General features: G+C 29.4%; 25 protein-coding genes. 6 read left to right on the forward strand and 19 right to left on the reverse strand.

Features of this window, described 5'->3' with window-relative positions; genetic code table 11:
- Positions 1-98: 98 nt before the first annotated feature.
- Both IC173_RS08485 and nadE read right to left on the reverse strand, forming a co-directional pair.
- Positions 99-821 carry a YebC/PmpR family DNA-binding transcriptional regulator gene (locus IC173_RS08485; protein ID WP_227433379.1) on the reverse strand — a complete coding sequence of 241 codons (723 nt, stop codon included), beginning with the start codon at positions 819-821 and terminating at the stop codon, positions 99-101.
- An 82-nt stretch (positions 822-903) separates the two neighbouring features.
- Entirely contained in the window at positions 904-1,659 is a 756-nt protein-coding gene (gene nadE / locus IC173_RS08490) for an NAD(+) synthase (protein ID WP_227433380.1), read from the reverse strand.
- Between the two features lie 177 nt (positions 1,660-1,836).
- On the opposite strand from nadE, the gene IC173_RS08495 reads away from it, so the two are divergent.
- Positions 1,837-2,223 (forward strand): sulfite exporter TauE/SafE family protein, encoded by a 387-nt coding sequence (locus tag IC173_RS08495; RefSeq protein ID WP_227433381.1) that lies wholly within the window; start codon positions 1,837-1,839, stop codon positions 2,221-2,223.
- Entirely contained in the window at positions 2,223-2,594 is a 372-nt protein-coding gene (locus tag IC173_RS08500; protein ID WP_227433382.1) for a sulfite exporter TauE/SafE family protein, read from the forward strand. The genes IC173_RS08495 and IC173_RS08500 overlap by 1 nt, the downstream gene beginning before the upstream one ends.
- A gap of 118 nt (positions 2,595-2,712) precedes the next feature.
- On the opposite strand, the gene IC173_RS08505 is transcribed toward IC173_RS08500, so the two are convergent.
- The 4 genes from IC173_RS08505 to hflX all read right to left on the reverse strand — a co-directional run bounded on the left by IC173_RS08505 (position 2,713) and on the right by hflX (position 6,135).
- Positions 2,713-3,357: a YigZ family protein gene (locus IC173_RS08505; protein WP_227482980.1), complete on the reverse strand. Its 645-nt coding sequence runs from the start codon at positions 3,355-3,357 to the stop codon at positions 2,713-2,715.
- 289 nt (positions 3,358-3,646) lie between these two features.
- Positions 3,647-4,090, reverse strand: coding sequence for an NUDIX domain-containing protein (locus IC173_RS08510; protein ID WP_227433384.1), 444 nt, complete (start codon positions 4,088-4,090; stop codon positions 3,647-3,649).
- 85 nt (positions 4,091-4,175) lie between these two features.
- Positions 4,176-4,844: a HEAT repeat domain-containing protein gene (locus IC173_RS08515; protein WP_227433385.1), complete on the reverse strand. Its 669-nt coding sequence runs from the start codon at positions 4,842-4,844 to the stop codon at positions 4,176-4,178.
- 7 nt (positions 4,845-4,851) lie between these two features.
- Complete coding sequence (gene hflX, locus IC173_RS08520; protein ID WP_227855415.1) at positions 4,852-6,135, reverse strand: GTPase HflX; 1,284 nt, start codon at positions 6,133-6,135, stop codon at positions 4,852-4,854.
- Positions 6,136-6,343: 208 nt separating this feature from the next.
- Between hflX and IC173_RS08525 the strand changes: the two genes are divergently transcribed.
- Entirely contained in the window at positions 6,344-6,604 is a 261-nt protein-coding gene (locus IC173_RS08525; RefSeq protein ID WP_227855416.1) for a cysteine-rich small domain-containing protein, read from the forward strand.
- A gap of 107 nt (positions 6,605-6,711) precedes the next feature.
- Here IC173_RS08525 and IC173_RS08530 read toward each other — a convergent pair whose 3' ends face one another.
- From IC173_RS08530 to IC173_RS08545, 4 genes are all read right to left on the reverse strand, one after another.
- On the reverse strand, positions 6,712-7,353 hold the full coding sequence (locus IC173_RS08530; protein ID WP_227824744.1) for a TIGR01906 family membrane protein: 642 nt from the start codon (positions 7,351-7,353) through the stop codon (positions 6,712-6,714).
- 28 nt (positions 7,354-7,381) lie between these two features.
- A complete protein-coding gene (locus IC173_RS08535; protein WP_227433389.1) occupies positions 7,382-8,932 on the reverse strand; it encodes an ABC-F family ATP-binding cassette domain-containing protein in 1,551 nt (516 codons plus the stop codon).
- 469 nt (positions 8,933-9,401) lie between these two features.
- Complete coding sequence (locus tag IC173_RS08540) at positions 9,402-9,632, reverse strand: hypothetical protein (RefSeq protein ID WP_227845551.1); 231 nt, start codon at positions 9,630-9,632, stop codon at positions 9,402-9,404.
- 288 nt (positions 9,633-9,920) lie between these two features.
- Positions 9,921-10,805, reverse strand: a complete 885-nt coding sequence (locus IC173_RS08545) for an N-acetylmuramoyl-L-alanine amidase family protein (protein WP_227433391.1) — start codon at positions 10,803-10,805, stop codon at positions 9,921-9,923.
- Between the two features lie 227 nt (positions 10,806-11,032).
- Here IC173_RS08545 and IC173_RS08550 point away from each other — a divergent pair, with 227 nt between their 5' ends.
- Positions 11,033-12,040 (forward strand): SpoIVB peptidase S55 domain-containing protein, encoded by a 1,008-nt coding sequence (locus IC173_RS08550; RefSeq protein ID WP_227855417.1) that lies wholly within the window; start codon positions 11,033-11,035, stop codon positions 12,038-12,040.
- Positions 12,041-12,301: 261 nt separating this feature from the next.
- On the opposite strand, the gene yunB is transcribed toward IC173_RS08550, so the two are convergent.
- A complete protein-coding gene (yunB, locus tag IC173_RS08555; RefSeq protein WP_227855418.1) occupies positions 12,302-13,000 on the reverse strand; it encodes a sporulation protein YunB in 699 nt (232 codons plus the stop codon).
- Between the two features lie 214 nt (positions 13,001-13,214).
- Between yunB and IC173_RS08560 the strand changes: the two genes are divergently transcribed.
- Positions 13,215-15,890, forward strand: coding sequence for a transglycosylase domain-containing protein (locus IC173_RS08560; RefSeq protein ID WP_227855419.1), 2,676 nt, complete (start codon positions 13,215-13,217; stop codon positions 15,888-15,890).
- 184 nt (positions 15,891-16,074) lie between these two features.
- On the opposite strand, the gene IC173_RS08565 is transcribed toward IC173_RS08560, so the two are convergent.
- The 4 genes from IC173_RS08565 to IC173_RS08580 are packed head-to-tail and all read right to left on the reverse strand — an operon-like array spanning position 16,075 to position 19,521.
- A complete protein-coding gene (locus IC173_RS08565) occupies positions 16,075-17,010 on the reverse strand; it encodes a DUF1177 domain-containing protein (RefSeq protein ID WP_227433395.1) in 936 nt (311 codons plus the stop codon).
- Positions 17,011-17,049: 39 nt separating this feature from the next.
- Positions 17,050-18,195 carry a M20 family metallopeptidase gene (locus IC173_RS08570; protein WP_227433396.1) on the reverse strand — a complete coding sequence of 382 codons (1,146 nt, stop codon included), beginning with the start codon at positions 18,193-18,195 and terminating at the stop codon, positions 17,050-17,052.
- Between the two features lie 13 nt (positions 18,196-18,208).
- Positions 18,209-18,673 (reverse strand): hypothetical protein, encoded by a 465-nt coding sequence (locus IC173_RS08575; RefSeq protein ID WP_227433397.1) that lies wholly within the window; start codon positions 18,671-18,673, stop codon positions 18,209-18,211.
- A gap of 14 nt (positions 18,674-18,687) precedes the next feature.
- Positions 18,688-19,521 carry a DUF3100 domain-containing protein gene (locus IC173_RS08580; protein ID WP_227433398.1) on the reverse strand — a complete coding sequence of 278 codons (834 nt, stop codon included), beginning with the start codon at positions 19,519-19,521 and terminating at the stop codon, positions 18,688-18,690.
- A gap of 148 nt (positions 19,522-19,669) precedes the next feature.
- Between IC173_RS08580 and IC173_RS08585 the strand changes: the two genes are divergently transcribed.
- Positions 19,670-20,542, forward strand: a complete 873-nt coding sequence (locus IC173_RS08585; protein ID WP_227855420.1) for a LysR family transcriptional regulator — start codon at positions 19,670-19,672, stop codon at positions 20,540-20,542.
- A 130-nt stretch (positions 20,543-20,672) separates the two neighbouring features.
- Here IC173_RS08585 and IC173_RS08590 read toward each other — a convergent pair whose 3' ends face one another.
- From IC173_RS08590 to spoVAC, 4 genes are all read right to left on the reverse strand, one after another.
- Entirely contained in the window at positions 20,673-21,692 is a 1,020-nt protein-coding gene (locus IC173_RS08590; protein WP_227482987.1) for a LacI family DNA-binding transcriptional regulator, read from the reverse strand.
- 169 nt (positions 21,693-21,861) lie between these two features.
- Entirely contained in the window at positions 21,862-22,224 is a 363-nt protein-coding gene (gene spoVAE / locus IC173_RS08595) for a stage V sporulation protein AE (protein WP_227433401.1), read from the reverse strand.
- Positions 22,225-22,236: 12 nt separating this feature from the next.
- On the reverse strand, positions 22,237-23,250 hold the full coding sequence (gene spoVAD, locus IC173_RS08600) for a stage V sporulation protein AD (RefSeq protein ID WP_227433402.1): 1,014 nt from the start codon (positions 23,248-23,250) through the stop codon (positions 22,237-22,239).
- Positions 23,251-23,418: 168 nt separating this feature from the next.
- Complete coding sequence (spoVAC, locus tag IC173_RS08605; RefSeq protein ID WP_021425350.1) at positions 23,419-23,856, reverse strand: stage V sporulation protein AC; 438 nt, start codon at positions 23,854-23,856, stop codon at positions 23,419-23,421.
- Between the last annotated feature and the right edge of the window lie 234 nt (positions 23,857-24,090).

Here is a 24,090-nt window from a genome sequence, read left to right on the forward strand (position 1 = left end):
ACAATTTTTATAGACATAAAAACACCTCTGAACCATATTAACATATTATTATGCAAACATGGCTCAGAGGTGTATACATTTCTAAGATATTAGAATATTTATTCTTCCATTTCCCAGTTATGATATATATCTTGAACATCATCATCTTCTTCAAGCATATCAACTAATTTATTCATCATTTTTAAATGAGATTCTTCAGTTAGTACAGTTGTAGTTTGAGGTATCATCTTTACATCAGCAGATATAAATTCATACCCTTTTGCTTTTAATTCATCACGAACACTAGAAAAATCTTCTGGTGTAGTTATTATTTCATAACCATCTTCTTCTGTTATAAAATCTTCAGCACCTGCTTCTAATGCAACATCCATTAATTCTTCCTCTGAAACGCCATCTCCTGCACCAACTAATATTTGTCCTTTGTTATCAAACATAAAAGACACACATCCAGTAGTTCCTAGGTTTCCTCCGTTTTTATCAAAGTAATATCTTACATTACCAGCAGTTCTATTTTTATTGTCAGTTAAAGTCTCTACTATAACAGCAACCCCACCAGGTCCATATCCTTCATAAACTATAGTTTCATAGTCTTCTCCAGCACCTGCACCAGCACCTTTAGCAACAGCTCTATCTATATTATCATTTGGCATATTATCTGCCTTAGCTTTTTCTATAGCTGTTTTTAATGCTGCATTATATTCTGGGTCTGCTCCACCTTCTTTAGCTGCAACGGCTATTGCTCTAGCATGTTTAGTAAATATTTTTGCTCTTTGAGCATCTTGTTTACCTTTTCTATTAATTATATTTCCTATACGTCCCATATTTCCACTCCTTAATACGTACAATTAATTATTCTAATTTTTATCACTTGTAAATTTTATCACAAATCTTGAAAATAGTAAATTAGAACTTAGGAGGTTGTGCAGGCGTTTTTCTCTTGTGTTCACTTATTCTATGAAGTCTTTCTATTATCTCTTGGTCTCTTTGAGGAACTTCATCTAATCTACCTTCTAATACAGCATCTATCATATTGTAAGTAGTTCCCATTTCATTTTCATCTGTTTGTCCTTCCCAAAGACCTGCTGAAGGAGCTTTATTTATTAAATCTTCATGAACACCAAGTTCTTTTGCCCATTCGTATACTTCAGCTTTAGTTAAATTTGCAATTGGTAAAATGTCAACTCCACCATCACCAAACTTAGTAAAGTATCCAGTGTGTATTTCTGCAGCATTATCTGTACCAACAACTAAATATCCTAAGTTATTAGCAATTGTGTAAATAGTACTCATTCTTACTCTTGCTCTTAAATTTGCATCTGTCATTTTTAAATATTCTTCTCTATATAAATGTTTCTCTTTTAAATTTCCTACCACCATGTCTAATATAGCACTTTGTGGTTCTATAAGGTCTAAATCAAGATATTCTATATCACATCCTTCTATAACCTTAAGTGCATCTTCTCTATCTTGAGGATTACTTTTTATGCTCATTATAACTCCCATAGAGTTTTCTGGAAAAGCTTTTTTAATTAAATTGGCAACTACTGCTGAATCAATTCCTCCAGATACACCAACAATTAATCCTTTTGCATTTGCCTCATTAACCTTATTTTTAAGCCATTCTACAGTTTTGTCTATTTGTATTTTTATATTCGACATTGTTATCTCCTCTCAATTTACTACTTTGTTTGAATATATTATACCATATATTAATATGTTGTTTTAACATGTTTTTTTTTATTCAAATTTAAGCAAAAATGAAAGATTATATTTAATATTATTTTATATAAATATAATTTGCCTATTTTGGTAAAACTATTTTAGAAGGTGGTTTTTATGAAAAATACTAATAACTTAAGGAAAAAATATTTTGATTTCAATATAAAAAATACGATAATTGGAGTATTTACAGGATTTATAAACGGAGTATTTGGCTCTGGAGGTGGTACTCTTTTAGTCCCAATATTAAATGATATTGTGAAGGTAGAAGAACATAAATCTCATGCAACAGCTCTTTCTATAATCATTTTCTTGACAACAGCAAGTTCTGTTTTATATGTTTCTAAAGGAACTTACGACATTAACTTAACAATAAAAGTTGCGGCAGGAAGTATTGTTGGTGGTATTATAGGGGCTAAATTACTAAATAAAGTTACTGGAAAGTTTCTTAGGATTTCTTTTGGCTTGATTATGATAATTGCAGCATTAAGGATGGTGTTTTAATGTTATTTGCTTTAATTGGATTTTTTGCAGGAATTATTGGAGGAATGGGAATGGGCGGTGGAACTATTCTTATTCCTGCTCTCGTTTTACTTGCTGGTATAGATACTAAAATAGCACAGAGTGTAAACTTACTTTCCTCCATACCTATGACTTTGATAGCATTAGCTATACATATCAAAAATAAAAACGTAATTTTCAAATTAGTTATTCCAATAGCTGTATTTGGAGTGTTAGGAGCTATATTTGGCTCACTATTAGCTAATTATTTATCGTCTGATATATTGAAGAAAATATTTGGAGTGTTTTTACTTTTAGTTGGTTTATTTGAAGTTAAAAAAGGATTCTGTGCAAAGTCTGATAAAAGCCATTAAATTATTTTAATATAAATTAATGGCTTTTATTTTCTATATAACTATTCTATTTTTATGCTTTTATCTTCTATATTGCTACTCTACTTTTTTACTTTTAGCTTAAATTACAGTAAGATTTTTATAGTAAAATTTCTCCATCCTGTTCAGATAAATAAAATTCTTCGCCTAAAACTATCTTTCCTGTTCCACTTGTTATATCAATCATTTTCTCTGATAGTTTTTCCACATCTTCTAACTTTGAATATACTATTATCTCAACATTATCCTCATATATGGTATCTTTTATAAAGTACCCTAAATTCATCAGTTCATTTTGTACCTTTCCAAGTTGAGTATAATCTATCTTAACTTTAACTTCTTGGTACATTACCTTACTAATTATTTTTCCAGCTTCTAAGCCTAATTTAGCACCTTTTGTATAAGCTCTAACCAGACCACCTGCACCTAATTTTATACCACCAAAATATCTAGTGACAACTACTACTACATCTCTCAAGTCCTCTTTTTTTATGACTTCTAATGTTGGTATCCCTGCTGTTCCTTGTGGCTCTCCATCATCACTATACCTTTGTATATTCATATTTTGTCCAACTGTATAAGCCCACACATTATGATTTGCATCTTTGTGTTTTTTCTTTATTTCATTTATAAATTCTACTGCTTCTTCTTCACTTTGTATAGGCTTAGCATATCCAATAAAAACAGATTTTTCAATTGTTATTTCATCTGTTCCAAATTCGTGTAATGTCCTATAATTACTCATTATAACTCCTCCTATTTTTGTCATTTGCTAAAATATATCTTTATTTATAAAAATTACTCCAATTAAAATGTAAATAGAATTTTTAGTATTCATTTAGTTAGCATTATAAGACAATTATATAATAAAATCACAAGATTTTTAATTTTTATTTTTAATATAATTTATTGATACATAAATCAATATAATTTATTAAAATACAAATCAGATAAACTATAAAGTATACATTTCTAAAACTTGGAATTAAAAAAGGAAGGGTCTATCCCTTCCTCAAAACTCTATAAATTCACTACTAGTTTGCTGGAACATCGTCGCCCTCTGAAACTAATTTCTTTAATTCTTTAAACTTTTTATAAGATACTTCAACTAAAGCTTGCTCTTTATGATGTGACAACATTTCTAAAGCATCTTTTATCTTGTAAAATCCACCTTCTTGGAATTCAGGAGCAAGTACACATTCAGTATTACAAGCTTCCATAACATACCACATTATCGCATTGCAAACTTCTTGTTGTCTACTTCTTGAGAAAAATTCATACATAGTATCGCCAGCTACATCTATCATTTTAGCGTCTATGCCAGTTTCTACTTTAACTCTTTCAACAGCACTTTCATATGGAAGTCCTCCTCCAAGTATCTTTCCTTTTGGAAGTGTCCATTCACCTCTATCATTTTTTACAATAAGTACTTTATTAGCATAAAACACTACTCCACCTGCACAACGTCTTACTATCATTTGAAACCCCTCCCATTAATTTATTAATTACCTTGTTAAACTCCATAAATAAATCATTAAGTAAACAAATTGCTTTAATAAAAAATTACTTTTTCAAATTTAATAATGCTTCAATGGCTTCATCATAAGCTCTAAGCACGTACTCTTTTTCAAAATTCTTATTCTTATCTTTTAACTGCTGTAAAATCTTTAAACTGTTTTCATCTCCTAATTTTGAAAGAGCTTTTGCACAATATTGTCTAGTTTGTGCATTTTTATCGTAGAGACCTTTTTGTAAGACTTCTCTACTACTTGGTGACTCAATCTTTCTTATTGCTGAATAAGTTATTCTTCTAATATCTGAGTGTCTGTGGTTTGTGAGCTGATGGAGTAACTTCAAAAATCTATCATCTTTTAGCTCACCTGTTGCCCAAATTAAAACAATCAAATCTTCAGCATTTTTCTCTACAAGGATTCTTTTGAAAACCTTTCTCTTAAAGTATACCATTTTTTCGTCATCTAAGCTATCCATAAAATCAAGTCTCTTAATTTTATCTAATTCTAAAAATTTATCTAAAATGTCCTTAGATGCCTCAAAATCATCTTTTTGCATTTCTTTTATCTTCAACTTTGCTTGTATAAGTTGCTCACTTGCTTCAACATTTGAAATGTTTCTAATTTTACTAATTTGAGATACTGTTTTAGATTCTTTGTAAAGAAGATAGGTTATAAAATAATCTTCAAGATTATCTATATTTTCCCAATTTATATCCATATCAAACCTATTTTTCTAATATGTACTCTCTATAGATATTAAAATCTTCTTCATCTAAATTTACATCTAATGTTACACCATTTTCCCCATACTCAAAATTCTCCACATTGTATTTATCTTTTATTCTACTAAATATATCACCTCTTTCATAAGGTAACATCAAACTTACTGAATAAGTATTTTCCATTAAAGCAATTTCTATCATATTTAATAGTTTATCCATATTTATGCCTTGTTTTGCAGATATATACACAATATCTTCTTGACTCTTAGGATATATATCTAACTCTAGCTTATCTACTTTATTGTATACAAGTATATGTTTTTTATCATTTGCACCAAGTTCTTTTAATACACCTTCAGTTGTACTTTTTTGCAATTCATAACTAGTGTTCGTTGTGTCAATTACGTGTAAAATTAAATCTGCATATTGTACTTCTTCTAGTGTAGCCTTAAATGCCTCTACTAAATCATGGGGAAGTTTACTAACAAATCCAACAGTATCTACTACTAAAAATTCTTTCTTGTTTGGCAAAATAGCTTTTCTTAAAGTTACATCTAAAGTTGCAAAAAGCATATCTTTTACAAAAACTTCTTTTTCTTGTTCATAATCCTTGTGTGTCTTTATTAATTCGTTTAGTAAGGTCGATTTTCCTGCATTTGTATATCCAACAAGTGCTACAATTGGTATATTTGATTTTAAACGCTTAACTCTTTGTGTCTCTCTATTCTTTTTTACCTCTTTAAGTTCACGTCTTATATCCGCTGCTTTATTAAGTATATGTCTTTTATCTACTTCTAACTTTTGTTCACCAGGTCCTCTTGTTCCAATTCCTGCACCAGTTCTACTCATTTCACCACCCATTCCATAAAGTCGTGGTAATCTGTATTTTAATTGTGCTAATTCGACCTGTAATTTACCTTCTTTACTAAGTGCTCTTTGAGCAAATATATCTAAAATTAAGGTAGTTCTATCTATTACTTTTTTTCCAACAACATTTTCAATATTCCTAATTTGAGCGCCAGATAATTCATCATTAAAAATTACTAAAGTAGCATCTAATGATTCACTATATGCTCTTATTTCCTCTACCTTACCTTTTCCTATATAATAAGCTGCATCAACAGCTTGCTTATTTTGAATTAAGCTACCTACAACCTCTGCTCCAGCAGCCTTCGCTAATTCTTTTAGTTCTTCCATGGATTCGTTAGTGTCTATATCATCACTTTTTTTAACTATTGTTGTCAAATTCAGACCTACAAGAAGTGCTCTTTCTTGAATTTCTTTCACTTAATCACCTCATTTTTTGTTATAAAACATAATCTAATTGTATTAAAAACACTTACATTATTTCTCTGTTGACTAATTATACCATTAATAATATGATTAAGAGTACTATATTATCAACTATTAATAAAAATATTGTATAATTATATTATCACCAAAATCTTATATAGTTATAAAAGATTTCATATTTTATTTAAATTAGGAGGAAAATATGGGCGAAAATTATAAATTTTTTAATCACAAAGATTGTGAGTTTTTCCCTTGTCATAAAACTGATAAACCAGAAGAATTTAACTGTTTATTTTGCTATTGTCCTTTATATGCTTTAGGAGAAAATTGTGGAGGAAACTTTAAGTACACAGAGAAAGGCATTAAAGATTGCAGTAGCTGTATACTACCTCATAAAAAATATAATTATAATTATATTATGGGAAAATTTCAAGACTTAGTTAAAATTACTTGCAAAAAATAATTTTTTATTAAAAATAGCTATGCATAAATATTTTTTGACTCATTTTCGTCTAAATAATATTACATAGCTATTTTTATTATATAAGTTTTAATTTATATCGCTCTACCTTATATCTTTCTACTTTTAAATAATTTACATAATTTATACATTGCAAAAATCAACATGCTTACTGCAAAAATCAATATTAAAATCATCATTCCAGCATGAAAGAAAAATTCTTCTGGAAGCATATTTATAACTGGGTCTAAATCAGGATTAAATATCCAATAATCATTTCTAAATAATAATTTATGAAAAATAATAAATGATTTTTCAAAATTCAACAAAATAGGAAGTGCCAACACTACTGGCATTATTATCAATGTCATTGATGTAGTTTTTAGTAGTTTTATATTTTTATTTTTTATACTTAATATAATTCCCACCAAAGAAATTACCATTAATAACTTAGCTAATTTATTGATATTTTGAAATATATTTCTCACTTCTTCAAAATGTATTTTCCCTTCTGGAGAAGATTCTAATGTTGGTAACTTAAACTCAGATACATCCTTACTTAGGTTGTAATCTATTAAGTAATCATAATTTAATTTTATATCATCTTTAGATAAACCAGATAACTCTGATATGTTTAAATAATCAATATCAAAATAATAAAGTTGCTTAAATCCAACAGTAAAATTAATAGCACCTACTATTACAACCACACTTATACACACTGAAAAAATTATATTTAGAAACTTTTTCATGAAATCCCCCCAGTAACAAATTAATTACCTAAACGATTTTAGTAGTGAAATCTTCTATATTCCATACATCATCGACAATTTCTGAATAGAATTCTGGCTCATGGCATACTAAAAGAACTGTACCTTTAAATTCTTTTATAGCTTTCTTTAATTCGTCTTTTGCATCTACATCTAAGTGGTTTGTAGGCTCGTCTAGTACTAAAAAGTTTATATTTTTTAGCATAACTTTACAAAGTCTAACCTTGGCAGCTTCGCCTCCACTTAATACTCTCATTTGACTAGTTATATGCTCATTAGTAAGTCCGCATTTTGCAAGGACTTGTCTAACTTCAAAATTCGTAAGACCAGGGAATTCACTCCAAACTTCATCCATAGGTGTATTATTATTTTCTCTTGAACTCTCTTGTTCAAAATATCCAACTTCTAAATAGTCTCCCAATCTAACATTTCCACCAAATGGTTTTATTATTCCAAGTAATGTTTTTAATAATGTAGATTTACCAATACCATTCATCCCTTTTAAAGCAACCTTCTTTCCTCTTTCTAAATGGAAGTTAAGTGGTTTTGTTAACGCTTCATCATAACCTAAAACTAAGTCTTCTGTTTCAAAGATTATCTTGCTTGCTGCTCTGGCATCTTTAAAAGAAAAAGTAGGTTTTATCTTTTCCTTTGGTCTTTCTAGTATTTCCATCTTATCTAGTTGTTTTTGTCTACTATTAGCCATTCCTCTTGTTGCAACTCTAGCTTTATTTCTGGCTACAAAATCTTCTAACCTTTTTCTTTCTTCAACTTGTTTATCATAAGCTTGCTCTTCTTGACGTTTCTTTATATCATTCAGTCTTACAAACTCATCATAATTACCTTTATATCTATTTAACTCGCCATTTTCCATATGATATATTACATTACAAGTATTATTTATAAAGTCAATATCATGTGATACTAGAACAAAACTGTTTTCATATTCCTGAAGATATCTAGTAAGCCATGTTATATGTTCCTCATCTAAATAGTTTGTAGGCTCATCCAGTATAAGAATAGTTGGATTTTCAAGTAAAAGTTTAGTCAGAAGTACTTTTGTTCTTTGACCTCCACTTAAATCAGTTACATCCTTATCAAGACCAATCTCTCCAAGACCAAGACCATTTGCAACTTCTTGTATCTTTGCATCTATCATATAAAAACCACTATTTTCAAGTATAGTTTGTATTTCTGCTGTTTCTTCAAGAAGCTTACTCATCTCATCATCACTAGCTTCTCCCATCTTGTCATACATAGCAATCATTTCTTGCTCTAAATCAAACATATGCTTAAAAGCTTCTCTAAGCACTTCTCTTATACTTTTACCTTTACTTAATACTGTGTGTTGGTCTAAGTAACCTACTGTAGCTCTTGAAGACCATTTTATATTTCCAGCATCAGGCATAAGCTTTTTCGTTATTATATTTAAAAAACTCGATTTTCCTTCTCCATTAGCGCCAACTAGTGCAATATGTTCACCTTTTCTAAGTCTAAAGGATACATTTTCTAATATTGTTCTTGCTCCAAATCCGTGGCTTACGTTTTCTACTACTAGCATTCTAACACCTCTCAAAAAAATTTTACACATTCTATACTATAATATATTCTTTTTAAACTTAAATCAAGTATTACCAATATTTTTAGTTATATTTACAATAATTTAACTGAGAATAAACTTTATAGCTGTATTATGTAAAATAAAAATAGATACTTTCATCAATGATAGAACTTCTTTATCGACTAAAAAATACATGCATGCTATAATTTCTTTGTAGCCTGTTTAATCTTTAAATTATAAAATGGTTTCTGATTGATTCTCAAATAAACAAAATTTCTTATGAACATTAATATAAGTTTTTGACACAATGCAAATCATTTGATATTTACAGACACAATTATTAGAATAGAATAAAACCAATTTACGTTTGCTTGCCTTAGGCGATAAGTGGTGCTACAGGTTATTTATCTAAACGGAGGTGAAAAATAGTTATTAAACAGAAAAAATATTTCATTATTATTTATATTATTTATGCATTGCCAATTCCATTTTCTCTAATAACATGGATTGGAACTATCATTTCTGTTGCTGATTTAGGAATGGTAAACTGGAAGATTTTAAGTGAGATTATACAATCTGTGATTGCTTTAATTACTATGCTACTTGCTGGTTTATATCCTATCTCATATATTATTTCATTAATCAAAACTCGTGATAGTAAAAAGTTTTCTTTATTTAGTTTTCTTCCTATAATACACATAATTCTTTTTGTTGTTTTCTTCTTTTTTTGGTCTTTTCTTAATAAAGTATATCAGCTTTAAATTCTTCCTAAATATTATCTAACTTTACAAAACTATATAGTTAGGGTTTATTATGAAAATATAGTCATATATGTAAATGTCTATTTTTCCATTTAATGTAGGTTTGTAGTCTCTTATACAAACAGGTATGTAGCCTTGTAATTTGCTTTTTCACTATTATTTGAATAAAAAATAGAGATAAAAATTAGGAAAATAGTACCATCCCAATTTTTTTCTCTATTTATGTTTTATTTAAAATATTCATCTAATCCATCTGCTACACATTGCATCATTTTTCTTTGATATTCTGGATTTGACATCATTTGGTCTTCATTATAGTTGCTCATAAATCCCATCTCTACTAATACAGCTGGCACTTTTGACCAGTTAAATCCAGTCAAATCTCCTCTTTGAACAATTCCATTTATCTGTATCCCAGCTTGTTCCATGTTTGTTTTGATGAATTCTGCACATCTATTACTATCTTCATATATAGGAGCTGTATATTTTCCATCCTTCTCAGGAACTAATATAGATGCACCAGTCTTTGAAGAATTATTTAAACTATCTGCATGTATTCTTACAACCATATCTGCTTTTTTCTCATTAGCAAGTATTGCTCTTTCTGAGTTACTTATATTTACATCATGTGTTTCTCTAGTCATTATTACATTGTAACCTTTAGACTCTAATATATTTTTTAAAACTACAGATGCTTCAAGATTTAAAACATACTCTGCTTTCTTTGTAGCTATACCTTCTGTTCCTGAAGATACTCTTGCTTTTTGAGATGAAGAACCTGGAGCTACTGGTTCTAAATTACTATCCCCTTTTCCTTGATGCCCTGGGTCTATACAAATTAAAAACTTTTTATTTTTTTGAGTTTCTGTTTTATTATCTGATTTATTATCCTCTGACTTATTATCATTTTTGCTTTTTGAATTTGATTTATTTTCATCTTTATCTTTATCTTTTATATTTTTATTTTCATCTTTATCTGTTTTTTCATTTTTAGTAGTGCCTGAATTAATTAAATTTGTTGTCTTGTAAAAATTGGTAACTGGATTTGATGTACCTATAATTATAATTCCCATGGCAATTATACAAGTAACTAACAATCTATATTTTTTCATCTTTTGCTCCTTTCAATGATAGACAGCTATTATCTATTTTAAATTTATATGAATATGTATCTATTTTATCATATACCTTGTTTATTTTATTTATTTTTATGAAAACTAAGGAGTTATTGTGTCAGTTTTCCAAGCATCAAAAACTGATTCTTGAGCAACATAATATTGAAGCAGCAAGAAAATTTCAATTTTATTATTAAAATATTTTAATAAGAAAGAGGTGTTCTATGCAATTTAAAAATTTTTATTTTAAAGATAAATCTTTAAGTAAAAGAAACAACTTAGCTAAGTCAAAATTTACAATTGTTTTAACATTTTTATTTTTATTATATTTTTTCTCAAATAATTTAATTTATGCACAAAATTTACAAAAAAGTGAATCTCAATATTTAATACCTATAGGAAATGTTCTTCAAATTGATGCAGAACTAAAAAATATCATCGTTAGAAGTCCTGGTGAAGCATCTCCATTTAGATTAGGTGATGCTATAATCAAAGTAAATAATATAGAAGTTGATGGATATAGTGATTTTGCTAATACACTAAATGCTTTACCAGAAGAAAAACCAGTGTCTATTTTATTAAATAGAGGTGGTCAACTTTTAACAATGAAAACAACTAAACACATATTAGAAAAAATTAGTTTTAATAACTTACTTTCTGGATTTGCTACTTTGACTTATATCAATCCAGAAACCTCAGAATTTGGTGCCGTAGGTCACCCAATAAGTGTTGGTAATTCAAGAAAAATACCTATAAAATCAGGTTCAATTTCTACAACTAAGCACCTCGACATAGAAAAATCCTATCGAGGTAGTGTTGGATGTATAAATGCAAAAAGAGAAAATATTATTGGTAGTTTTACAGAAAACACTGATTTTGGAATAAGAGGTCAAATTAATAACTTTGATATTTCTAGCTTAAAAAAATATAAGGTAGCTTCACTAAATGAAGTTAAGCTGGGAAAAGCTCAAATAATTTTACAAAACAACTCTAATGAATGTAAAAAATATAATATTGAAATTATAGATATAGAAAACCAAAACCATCCTGAGAGTAAAAGTTTTAAAATTAAAATCACTGACAAAAACCTTTTAGCTCAAACTGGTGGTATTGTACAAGGTATGAGTGGTACTCCAATAGTACAAGATGATAAAATAATAGGAGCAGTTTCTCATGCCATTGAAAATGACCCAGCTGTAGGTTATGGTGTATTTATTAAATGGATGCTTTAGATAATAAATTATATAAGTAATTTGTAACTCTTAAATCATCATTAAATAAATGTTTATAATATATTTGGTCTGAAGACATATTTCTTCACTCTACAGACCAAATATATTAAATATTTTACATACTTTAAAACATAAATTTTTATTACAATTATATTAATTTTTATTACAACTATATTGATTCTTATTTATTACTTATTATTGACATAATTTTTATTTATAAACTATTATTTCAAATTTATTAAAAAATAAATATCATTAATATTATTTGTTAGTATTTTTTCCAGTGTTAGGTAAAACATTGCCAAGGTTCTTTTCAGGTATATTTACATAACTTTCTGGAACATCACCTACTATTATAGTCTCACAGATAGGTATCTGAGCTTTAATTTGTTTTGTTGAAGTTATAAGTGGGATTACTACTTTCACTTGAGTTTGAGCTTCTAAATATATCCTATGTCTTGTTTGATTTATGCCTGAAGACTCAAATTCCGTTTTAAAGTTTACTGATACTGTTCCTATAGGTTCAATAGATACTTCAAGTTTAGGGCCGTATTTAGCTAATATAGGACTTCCTAATGCTGTTCCTATAGGTATGTAAGAATCTGCTGTTTTACCTTTTTTTAATTCATCTTGTATTTCTAAAGCTATTGCAGATGCAATTTCATTCATCATAATAGTATTTGCTTGTATCATAGTTATTTTTCCGTTATTATCAAGCTGTATATCCATTAAATCTTCATAATTTATTTTCCCTTCTACCATTTCAGCAACAGCTTTATTTATAGACCTGTTTGCCAATTCAAGAGCTTTTGTTTCTGCTAAAACTGTAATTGTTGGTCTTAAACTTTTATCTATATATATGAAACTGCCTATAAATACAGACAAGAAAAGAATTAACAAGAAAATAGCTACAATTTTTCTAAATTCATTTTTCTTTTTTCTATCTACTATCCTATTCAAATTTATCCCCTCCTATTTATTTATATGTAACTTTGGCATAATTTTTATAATATTTGTCAAAAATAAATAAATAAAAATATAGACTTATTAATACATTTTGTTTATACATATCTACAATGTACAGAATATTATAGCAAATTCATTTTTTCTATTAATTACAAAATTACTCCTATTTGTGTTATAATATTGCATTAAGTAAGGAGGTTAAAATCTTATGAATAACGATAATGATAAAAATGGAAATAAAATAAGAAGAAAAAAGGTTAGTTCATCTAGTAGCTCAAATAAACCAGTTAATAGAAATTCAGCTAACAAAACTCATTCAACTAAAAGCAAGAAGAAATCTAAGAAAAGCGATAAATTTAAAAAACTAAGAGTATTTGGTATAGTATTTTTAGTTTTATTAGTTGTTGGTGCAGCAGGTACTGCTGGATTAGTATTTGCATCACTAAGAGATGTCTCTCCAGTTACAGAAGCTGTTTTAGACAAGCAAACAAACCAGACAACTACAATTAAATACGCTAATGGAAAAACATTATCTACTGCTCCAAGTGTAAATAAAAAGACACCCGTTCCATTAGATAAAATTTCAACTCATCTTCAACATGCAGTAATTGCAATAGAAGATGAACGTTTTTATGAACACAAGGGTGTTGACATTAAAGGTTTATTTAGATCAGTATTAAAAACTCTTACTGGTACTAAGCAAGGTGGTAGTACTATTCCTATGCAGGTATCTAAGATGCTATTGACTACTGAGCAACAAACTCTACCTCGTAAAATAAAAGATATTTATTATGCATATGAGATGAGTAAGACAGTAAGTAAAGACAAAATACTAGAAACTTATTTAAATAACTTCTTCGTTGGTAGAGGTCTAGCAGGAGCTGAGGCTGGTGCACGTGGTTATTTTGATAAGTCTGCAGCTGACCTTACTATAGCTGAGTCAGCACTTCTTGCTGGTTCAACTAAAAATCCATCTAGGTTCTCAGCTTACAAAACTTCTAAATTAGATGGAAATGAAACTAAGAGTGACTTAGAGAATAAGTTGTTATTTTTTGTTAATACAACTGATGATAATTTAGATGACCCAACTCAAGTAGACTTTGATATGATTGAGAAATTAAAAACTTGGGAACTTATATCTAATGATACTTATAGACAGCTAAAAGCAGGTACATTAGTTGTCAGAAAAGCTGTAAGTAATCCTGAGGCTAAGAAAAGACAAGAAGTTGTTCTAAAGAAAATGCTAGACCTAGGATATATAAAACAAAAAGAATATGATGAAGCAATTAATGCTAAGATAGAAATAAAATTACCTAAATCAGCAGATAAAGTTTCTTCATCTGTAGAAGACCTTATTGAAAGTGAAGTTATAAATGCCCTAATGGAACAAGGACATACAAATGATGAAGCTCAAAACTTATTCTACAATGGTGGTCTAATTGTAAATACAACTATAGACCCTAAAATGCAGGATGCTTTGGAAGAAGAATTTGATAAAAATAGCAATTTCCCAGGACATATGGTTGGATCTGATGGCGTTAGCCAGCCACAGTCTGCAATGGTAATTTTAGATTACAAAAATGGTGAAATAAGAGCACTAGCTGGAGGCCGAAACATAAGTGGCAGAAAAACTTTAAATCGTGCTACTAGCCCTCATCAGCCAGGTTCTTCTATAAAACCTCTAGCAATTTATACACCAGCTATTGATACTTTAAAGATTACACAATCAACTGCTCTAAATGATGTTAGAGGAGGATATAAATTTGAAGAAAACACTAAATGGAATCCAAGAACTACCACTAGTGGTCATGGCTCTATGAGTTTACGTAAAGCTCTTGCTAAATCTTCAAATACAATAGCAGTTAAAACTGCTGAGATGCTTGGAGATTCTTATGATGAATGTATAGATATAATGATGGACTACTTAAAGAACTTTGGTATAACAACTGTTAAAAATAGCCAAACAGGAGCAACTGATAGACAGTTCCCAGCATTAACACTTGGTGGTATGGCAAGTGGTATTACTCCACTTCAGATGGCTGCTGCTTATGGTACATTAGCAAATCAAGGAGTTTATGTAGAACCATCTATTTACACTACTATAACTACTTTTGATGGGCAATTATTAGTTAAAAACGCTCCTGAAGAGCATAAAGTTGTAGACCCAGAAGTAGCTTATGTTGTTACAGATATGTTAGAAAGTGTAATTACTGAAGGTACAGGTGGTATTGCATCACTTCCTAAAGGAATGCCTGTTGCAGGTAAAACAGGTACTACAAATAGCGCATATGATGCTTGGTTTGTTGGTTATACACCTTATTATGTAGGAGCAACATACATTGGAGATGATGCTGGTAGAAAAGATGATGCTGGTAACACTATAAAACGTAGAGATGTTCCACATGGAAGTACTAGTACAGCAAAACTTTGGCAAAAAATCATGGCAAAAATACATGCAAATTTAACAGTTACTGAATTTGAAGTTCCTAAAAATGTATATTTTACAAAAATTAATTTAGAAGATGGAGGAAAGCAATCTTCTGGCTCTAAAGCAGCATTTATTGAAGGTACTGCTCCTTCTAGAGTAAGTTCTCAGCCATCTCCTGAAGATACAAAGAAACCAGATAATAATCAACAAGAAGAAGAAAACAATAATAACAACAATAATTCAGGTAATAATGGTGGTGGCTCTACTCCTCCTGATAACGGTGGAAATAGTGGTGGTACTACTACTCCTCCTGACAATGGTGGAAACAGTGGCGGTACTACTAACCCTCCTGACAATGGTGGAAACAGTGGTGGTACTACTAACCCTCCTGACAATGGTGGAAACAGTGGTGGTACTGTCACCCCTCCTGATGGTGGTGGAAATACAACACCATAGTTTAATAAAAGATTACATTTAAATATTAATAAATAATTAAAATTAAAACAAAAATATAAGGAGTTGCCTCAAAGTGATTTTTAGAAATCCTCGATGAGACACTCCTTTTTTAGTAATTATAATTAATGTGGCGATTGTTATAATATTTATATATTACAAACTATATAAACTTTATATTTTTTGCTTATTGTATACCAAAAGTTTGGAATGCGTTTAATTTCCCATATCTTTTGATAAGTATATCCCATTCTTCCTTATCATAAAAATCACACTTATTTACACCAAATAATTTGCCAACTTCAATTGCAAATCTACCAGCTGACTCTAAATCACTAAAATGAGTTGCACCTGTAGCACATCCAGCAACAGGCATTTCTGTAGTAATTGCTACTCCAACTACTGGAGAATTTGTAGCAACTGCTGGCTGTAAAATACTATTCAAGTGATACAGGTCATTTCCATATGGTGTTATATCTTGAATAGATAAAGGAAATACAAATGGAGATTTTCCAGTTACAGTCTGTATAATATCTAAAAGATTATCACTAGTTTTCAATATGTACCCCTCTTTGACAGTTGGCGATATTGCAAATCCTCTAGTATTGATTATTCTATTACCTTTAGTAGTATCGATTGAAAGTATTGCATCACAACTACTGTCAACTTCATTTTCATTCATAGTTGTCATATCTATTGGTGAATCCATAAAAGGTGTAGGATAATGCTCTTTAGTTGGAGCATCTGGACAAATATGAGTAGAAATTATAATATCTCCTTCTAGCACATCTCCTTTTCGTTGCATATCTAAAAGTTTCGCTGCTACTGAAATTGCTACTAATGCTCCATCACCATCTGAAACAAAACCTATTACATCTGGTCTTGCTCCAATACCTCCAAGTCTGCCTAAAATACCTAGAGTAGGGGCATTTCCTCCGTTTAATTTACCATTCTTACCAGCAATTGTAAGCTTAACTAAGTCTGTAGAACCTTTACTTGATGATAGCTTTTTTACTATTATATTTTCTCCACCATAGCTTTGTAAGTATGTCTTCACTTCTTCTCCACTTGCAGTTGATTTGTCTAAAATGTCATAAACCTCTAATACTTGTTTTAATATCATATTTAGTCTCCTTTCTTCATGTATTTTTTTAGTAATACATTATTTACTGTACAAAACATCTACACCACACATTGCTAGTACTTTAATTGCTTTTATAAGTGCTATTTTCCCTTCTTCGCCACCAGCAGCTACAGCAAATTCTTCTGTATGAGTTGCAGTGTTTTCTTTTAATTTTATATATGCTTGTATTGCAGGTATTTCATGAGTTAAATTTCCAGTATCAGTTGAACCAATACCTTGAGTTAAATCTCTTTCAATATAATCTTCACCCAATACTTCAAAATTTTCTCTAACTATATTTACCAATCTTGAATCATTTTTTATCTCTTTATATATCTCATCTAATTGAATTACTTCTACACTAGTTCCTGTAGAAATTGCAGCTCCCTTAGCACAATCTTTAAGCATATCACAAATTTCATTTAGGTATTCTATACTTAATGCTCTTACATTAAATATAGCTATAGATTTTTCAGGAATTATGTTATGTATACTACCTCCATCAGTTATAATTCCATGTACTCTTGCATAATCTTTAAGATGTAATCTCATGCTATTTACACTATTGAATAATGCTATTACTCCACTTAATGCACTTCTTCCTTCCCAAGGATAAGCAGCAGCATGAGAAGCTTTTCCACTAAAATCAAATTTTAAGTTAACTTGAGCAAATGATATATCATCAGGTATTGAAGCATCACATGGATGTAAAATTAATGCAGCATCTACATCTTTAAATACCCCTTCTCTAATCATAGTTATTTTTCCACCTACTCTTTCTTCTGCAGGTGTTCCAAATACTTTTACAGTTCCTTCTATATCATATTTTTTTATAACTTCTTTTAAAATAATACCCGCTCCAACAGAACTTGTACCTATTATATTATGTCCACAAGCATGTCCCATACCTGGAAGTGCATCATATTCAGCTAGAAAAGCTACTGTCTTTCCACCAGTTCCATTTGAGTAGACTGCCTCAAAAGATGTTTCTAATCCTCCTACACCCTTTGTCACATCAAATCCATTTTCTTCTAATAAATTACATAATGCTTTTTGTGACTTAAATTCTTCAAATGCTAATTCTGGATTTTCAAATAAAGATTTGGATACCTTTTCAAATGATGCTTTTTTCTCATCAGATAACAGCTTTATATCTTCTTTGATTTTTAATTTTAATTCTTTCATACTTACTACCTCCTTAAATCATTCCATTTATTTTTAGAACTGTTTGAGATATAAAAGCAGAACCAAAATAAGTAGATGTCATAACTATAAATGATATAACTACTAGCTTCCAACTCAAAGTCTTTAATATGTCTAATTGGTTACCTACAGAAATTCCTGCAAAAGCTAATAATGGTGTTACTGTAGACATAAAATTGATTTTTCCTATATTACTTGCTATAAAATCTCCAACTGGTGATATGGGAAGTGATAATACAAACGCAACTAAAGTCGCCCATGCAAAACCTGGTAAATTTGGTCTCTTAACAAAATTCTTTATTACAATAGCAATTATTACTAATATAAACCCAAATACACTTCCAATCAACAAATCTTTAGCCTGTGTTTTAAGTGCTATAGCCTGTCCAAAGCAAATAATAATATATATGAACATTACTATTTTTATCTGTTCCATAATAGTCTTCAAAGTCTTTTCCATCTATACATCCTCCATTATAAGACATCTCTTGTTTTTGTTTTTTTTCTACTTCTAAACTTCTCAATAATCGGAGCCACTTTACTATAATAATAATTAGCAACTGGTAATGATAAAAATAATTCTATGTATATTCCAGTAACAGCTGTAATCAATCCACTGGTAGCTGAATAAGCTAAAATCTGTTCAGACATATTTGGGACAGTATTCATCAATGATGCTGTTGCAGCCCCCATCATAGAACCACTTCCCATTCCTGATGCCATTGCTAAAGCATATGGATGAAAGCCTATAAGAACACCCAATGGTGCCAAAAATGAAAATAATAATGTTCCAAAGATACTACCACTTATATAAGTTCCCAATGTTCCTATACCTTCTGGTGAATTTAATCCATACTTATCCCCAATAATTCCTAGTGCTGTGTCACGACATAATGAAAAAGTCCCTCCTAATGCACTTCTTCCAAGACCTAGTGCTACTCCAACAGGTAATGCTATCAACATTGTACCCATATGACCAAACTCTTGTAATAAAAGTGCTGGTCCTGCTTGAAGTAATATACCAACTTTAGGACCTGCATTAATTCCAAACATTATTCCTAATGGATATAGAGTTAAAGATAAAAGATATGGAGATACATTTATTTCATTATCTCCTATAAACTTTTTTAAAGCTGGTATAACCCTTCCTAACAAATGAGGGGAAACAGCCATACCTATAAAGATAGCCCATAGTATACTAAGTAAAGTTATATTAATACCCATAACTTTAAATGAAATAGGCCCAATTAATTCAGCCAATACTGTAATTATACAGGCTGCTATCAGAGCATTTTTAATTCCTTTCATTTTTATACCTCCTTGCAATTTTTATAATTTTCTTACAATATAAGTATCAGTGATTTAATTATATATTCTCTCATCGATAATGTATAATATAAATGTTTCATTATTTTTATATGCTTTTAGTCATAAAGCAAAAGGAGGATTAAGCATCATGGATTTATTACAATTAAAATATTTTCAAGTTGTAGCTTGTACTGAAAATATGACTAATGCTGCTAAGCAATTACATGTAACACAGTCAGCACTTAGCAAAAGTATAGCTCTACTTGAAATGGATTTAGGTGTAAAATTATTTGACAGGAAAGGAAAGTCTATTAAATTAAACTATTGTGGAAATATTTTTCTTAAAAGAGTTGATTCTATACTTAATTTATTAGATACATCAACTAAAGAAATAAAAGATTTAGCTTGTAGTGAATTTGACCAAATCAAATTAATCGTACTTACTGCATCAGGGTTAATTTTAGATGTACTTAGTGAATTTAAAAAATTACATCCAAATATTTCATTCAAATTAATGCAACATATTCCAAAATCAACATTTGACTACGATTTTGATATATGTATTACTTCATATTGCTTTGAATTTAAGTCATCAAATTATGAAGTATTAACTAGTGAAGAAATATTTATAGGTGTACCTTACAACAATCCACTATCAGAGCTTAATAGTGTGTATTTTAAAGATGTACAAGATGAGAATTTTATATGTTTAGATGAAGGTACAAATTTCAGAAAAATTACAGATAGATTTTGTAACTATGCTGACTTTGAACCTAATGTAGGTTTTGAATGTGATTCTCCTTCAACCGTTTATAATTTGATAAAAGAAGGTCATGGAGTTGGATTTATTCCTGAAAAATCATGGTGTATAGATTATGAATCTTCTATTAAACTATTACCTATTAATGATATAAGATGTGAGCAATTTATTGAGCTATATTGGACAGATAATAAATTTTTAAACAAGTCAACAAGAATGTTTATTGATTTTATAAAAAACTATCTTAATGAAACTACTTAAAAAATAATAAATCTCAATGTTGTACCGAGACTCAAAAGTTAGATTTTATACTGGAATGAACTTTCATTCCAGTATTTTTATTTATTCAAGTTTTTATTGATATTAAATTCTATAATCAACTGGATTACTTTTAGTCTTTTATTCTATTAACGCTGTTTCTTATAATTAGTCTTGGATAAAGTTTTCTTGGGATATGTTCTGTGCTCTTTTTATTTATTGTATTTACTAAACTATCTACTCCATTTTTTATAACTTGCTCTCTTGGGTCATCTATTGTCGATAAGTGTGACCTAAAGTAAGATATTAATTCAATATTATTATATCCTATTACAGATAAGTCTTCTGGTACATTTATACCATAAGTAGTTTTTAATTCTTGTATTATAGAAATAGCTGGTACATCTTGTTGCACAAATATAGCTGAAGCCTTTTTTATTTTATCAATATGATTTCTTAATAGTTCAACTTGAGATTCAAAATCCATTTTAGATTCAATTACATCTGTCTTTAAATTAGCTTCTTCCATAGCATTTAAATACCCTTTTGTTCTATCTTCATGCATTTTTGAACTCTTATCTTCTGAAGTTATTGTTATTATATTTTTATGACCATGGTCGATTAAATGTTTAGTAGCTATATAGCCTCCATATACGTTATCGTCCCAAAAGAAGTTATCTACCTCTCCTACAAAAGATGGCTTAAAATATATGAATACGTGTGGAAAATTATTGTCTTTTAAAAACTCATACTCTTCTTTTTTTATTGATTGAGACACTATTACTAATCCATCAACCATTTGTCCATTAACCATTTTATAGACATTACTATCACCACTAATGTTGTTATTGGGCTGTATTATAAAGTCGTACTTATTAGTCTCAATAGAATTTATAGAACTGTCCATTATATCACTGAAAAATTTTCTAGTGTCTTGATGATTAAAATTATTTGAAAAGATTACCCCTATTCTATTTGTTTCTTTTTTTGCTAGATTTCTCGCATTTACATTAAAATGAAACCCTAGCCTGTTAGCCTCTTCCACTACCTTCTTTTTTGTTTTTTCAGATACATTAGGATTATTGTTTAAGCACCTAGAAACAGTTGAATAGCTAATGCCTAGGTTCCTTGCAATATCTTTAATAGTTACCATCTTTATCCCCTACTTCACTTCATTTTATTTTTGCTAATATAATACTACACCATGTTGTAAATAATTGTCAACTTGATTATGTAAACGCTTGTAAGTATAAAAAAATAGGTAGAATCTAAAAAGATATCTACCTACTTTATACAAAAAATTATCATATATTTAAGTGGTTTTATGGTTTTGCTTTTGGTGTAAATACTACCGACATAATATATCCAAAAAATATAGCTGCGGCTATCCCACCAGCTGTAGCAGTTGTTCCACCTAGGAAAATACCTAAAAATCCATCACTTTGTATTGATTTTATTACTCCTTTGGCAAGTGAATATCCAAATCCTATTATAGGAACTGTTGCACCTGCTGCTGCAAACTTAACTAATGGTTCATAAAGTCCTAGAAAAGTTAAAACTACACCAGTTGTTACATATGTCACCATAACATATGGAGTTTGCATTTTAAAGTAGTCCATCATTACTTGAGCTATTAAACATATAATTCCACCTACAATAAATACTCTTACGTATTCCATTAACATATATATCACTTCCTACTCATTTACTATTACTACTGCATGTGCAACACAAGGTATTGTTTGCTTTTGTAGTGTACTTGTTGGTGATAATAGTGCTCCTGTTGATACAAGCATTACTTTGTTAAATTCTTTTTTTCTTAATTTTTCATATATATATCCTGCAAATACTGTAGCTGAACATCCACATCCACTCCCACCACAGTGAACATCTTGCTCTTTAAGGTTAAACATTTCTATACCACAATCAGTATAACACTTTGAAATATCTACACCCTTCTCTTTCAAAAAGTCTTCTGCTATTTGTTTGCCAAGTGTACCTAAATCGCCAGTAGCAATTATGTCAAAGCTATTTGGGTCATCATTAGTATCTTCAAAATAAGAATATATAGTATCTATTGCTGCTGGAGCCATGGCTGGTCCCATATTATTACCATCATCAATACCTTTATCTATTACTTTTCCAACTGTAACATATTTTACTTTAGGACCTTCTCCATTAGGAGCTAATAAAACACTTCCTGCTCCTGTAACTGTCCATTGAGCTGTCATTGGCTTTTGATTTCCTAATTCTAGTGGAAATCTAAATTGTCTTTCTGCTGTACAATAATGGCTTGATGTTCCTGATAGCACTAAATCTGCAAAACCACCATCTACAAGCATAGAGCCTATGCAAAGTCCTTCTGCCATTGTAGAACAAGCGCCATATATACCCAAAAATGGAATTGCTAATTCTCTTGCAGCAAAAGATGCTGGTACTATTTGATTGATTAAATCCCCGCCTAGCATATAATTTACATCTGACAGTTTTTTTCCTGCCTTCTGTATGGCTTTCTGAGATGCAGTCTCTACCATTTTACTTTCAGCCAATTCCCAAGTTTTTTCACCATATAAATCATCAGTCATAATCATATCAAAATAATCTTTTAATGGTCCTTCACCTTCTTTAGAACCAACAATAGTACCAGCTGATATTATTGTTGGTTTATTCTCTAGCTTGACTGTTCTTTTTCCAATTCTTTTATTTTTCATATTTTCACACCTTTTTAATTTTGCATTTTAATATTTAATTTTTTAATATTAATTAAAAATATTAATTAAAATCTGCATGATTATTTCCTAACTAACTACTTCCATAACTATTTTTCAGATTTCATATCTTCTTCATAATTAATAAAATTTAAATTAAATAAAAATCCTCTAAAACATCTTAAAAATATAATAAATAATTCCACATAAAATAGAAGAACCTATACCATAAACTAAAACTGGCCCTGCAATTTTAAATAAGTTTGCACCTACACCTAATACATATCCTTCTCTTTTATACTCCATAGCAGGAGATACTATTGAGTTAGCAAAACCTGTTATTGGTATTATAGAACCAGCTCCTGCTCTTTTTCCGATTAGGTCATAAACTCCTAATCCAGTTAGAAATGCCCCTATAAATATCAGTGTTATTGATGTAGCGGAACTAGCACCTAATTTATCAAGACCTCCAACTTTCATGTATAAATCACTTATGGCTTGCCCTATCATACAAATAATTCCACCTACAATAAATGCAAGTGTATAGTTTTTTAAATATGTAGGTTTTGGGCTTATTTGGTCTACATATTTTTTATAATTTTTATCCATACTAAACACCTCTCTAAAGTATTATTTGTTAATTTTAAAAAAATAAACCTATTATTTATTTTAGACACTCAAAGTTTTGTCAAAAAATAAAAAAGATGCCTAATAAAGAAAATAATTTATTTTCTATCATAAAGACACCTTGTTTTTTAATATTTTTTATTTGAACTTATAATTTTTTAATAGTAACTTAAAAACTTAATATAAAAATTCTAAAAAGTTTAATATATCATAAGT

Source organism: Clostridioides sp. ES-S-0048-02, assembly GCF_020658495.1.
Taxonomy (GTDB): Bacteria; Bacillota; Clostridia; order Peptostreptococcales; family Peptostreptococcaceae; genus Clostridioides.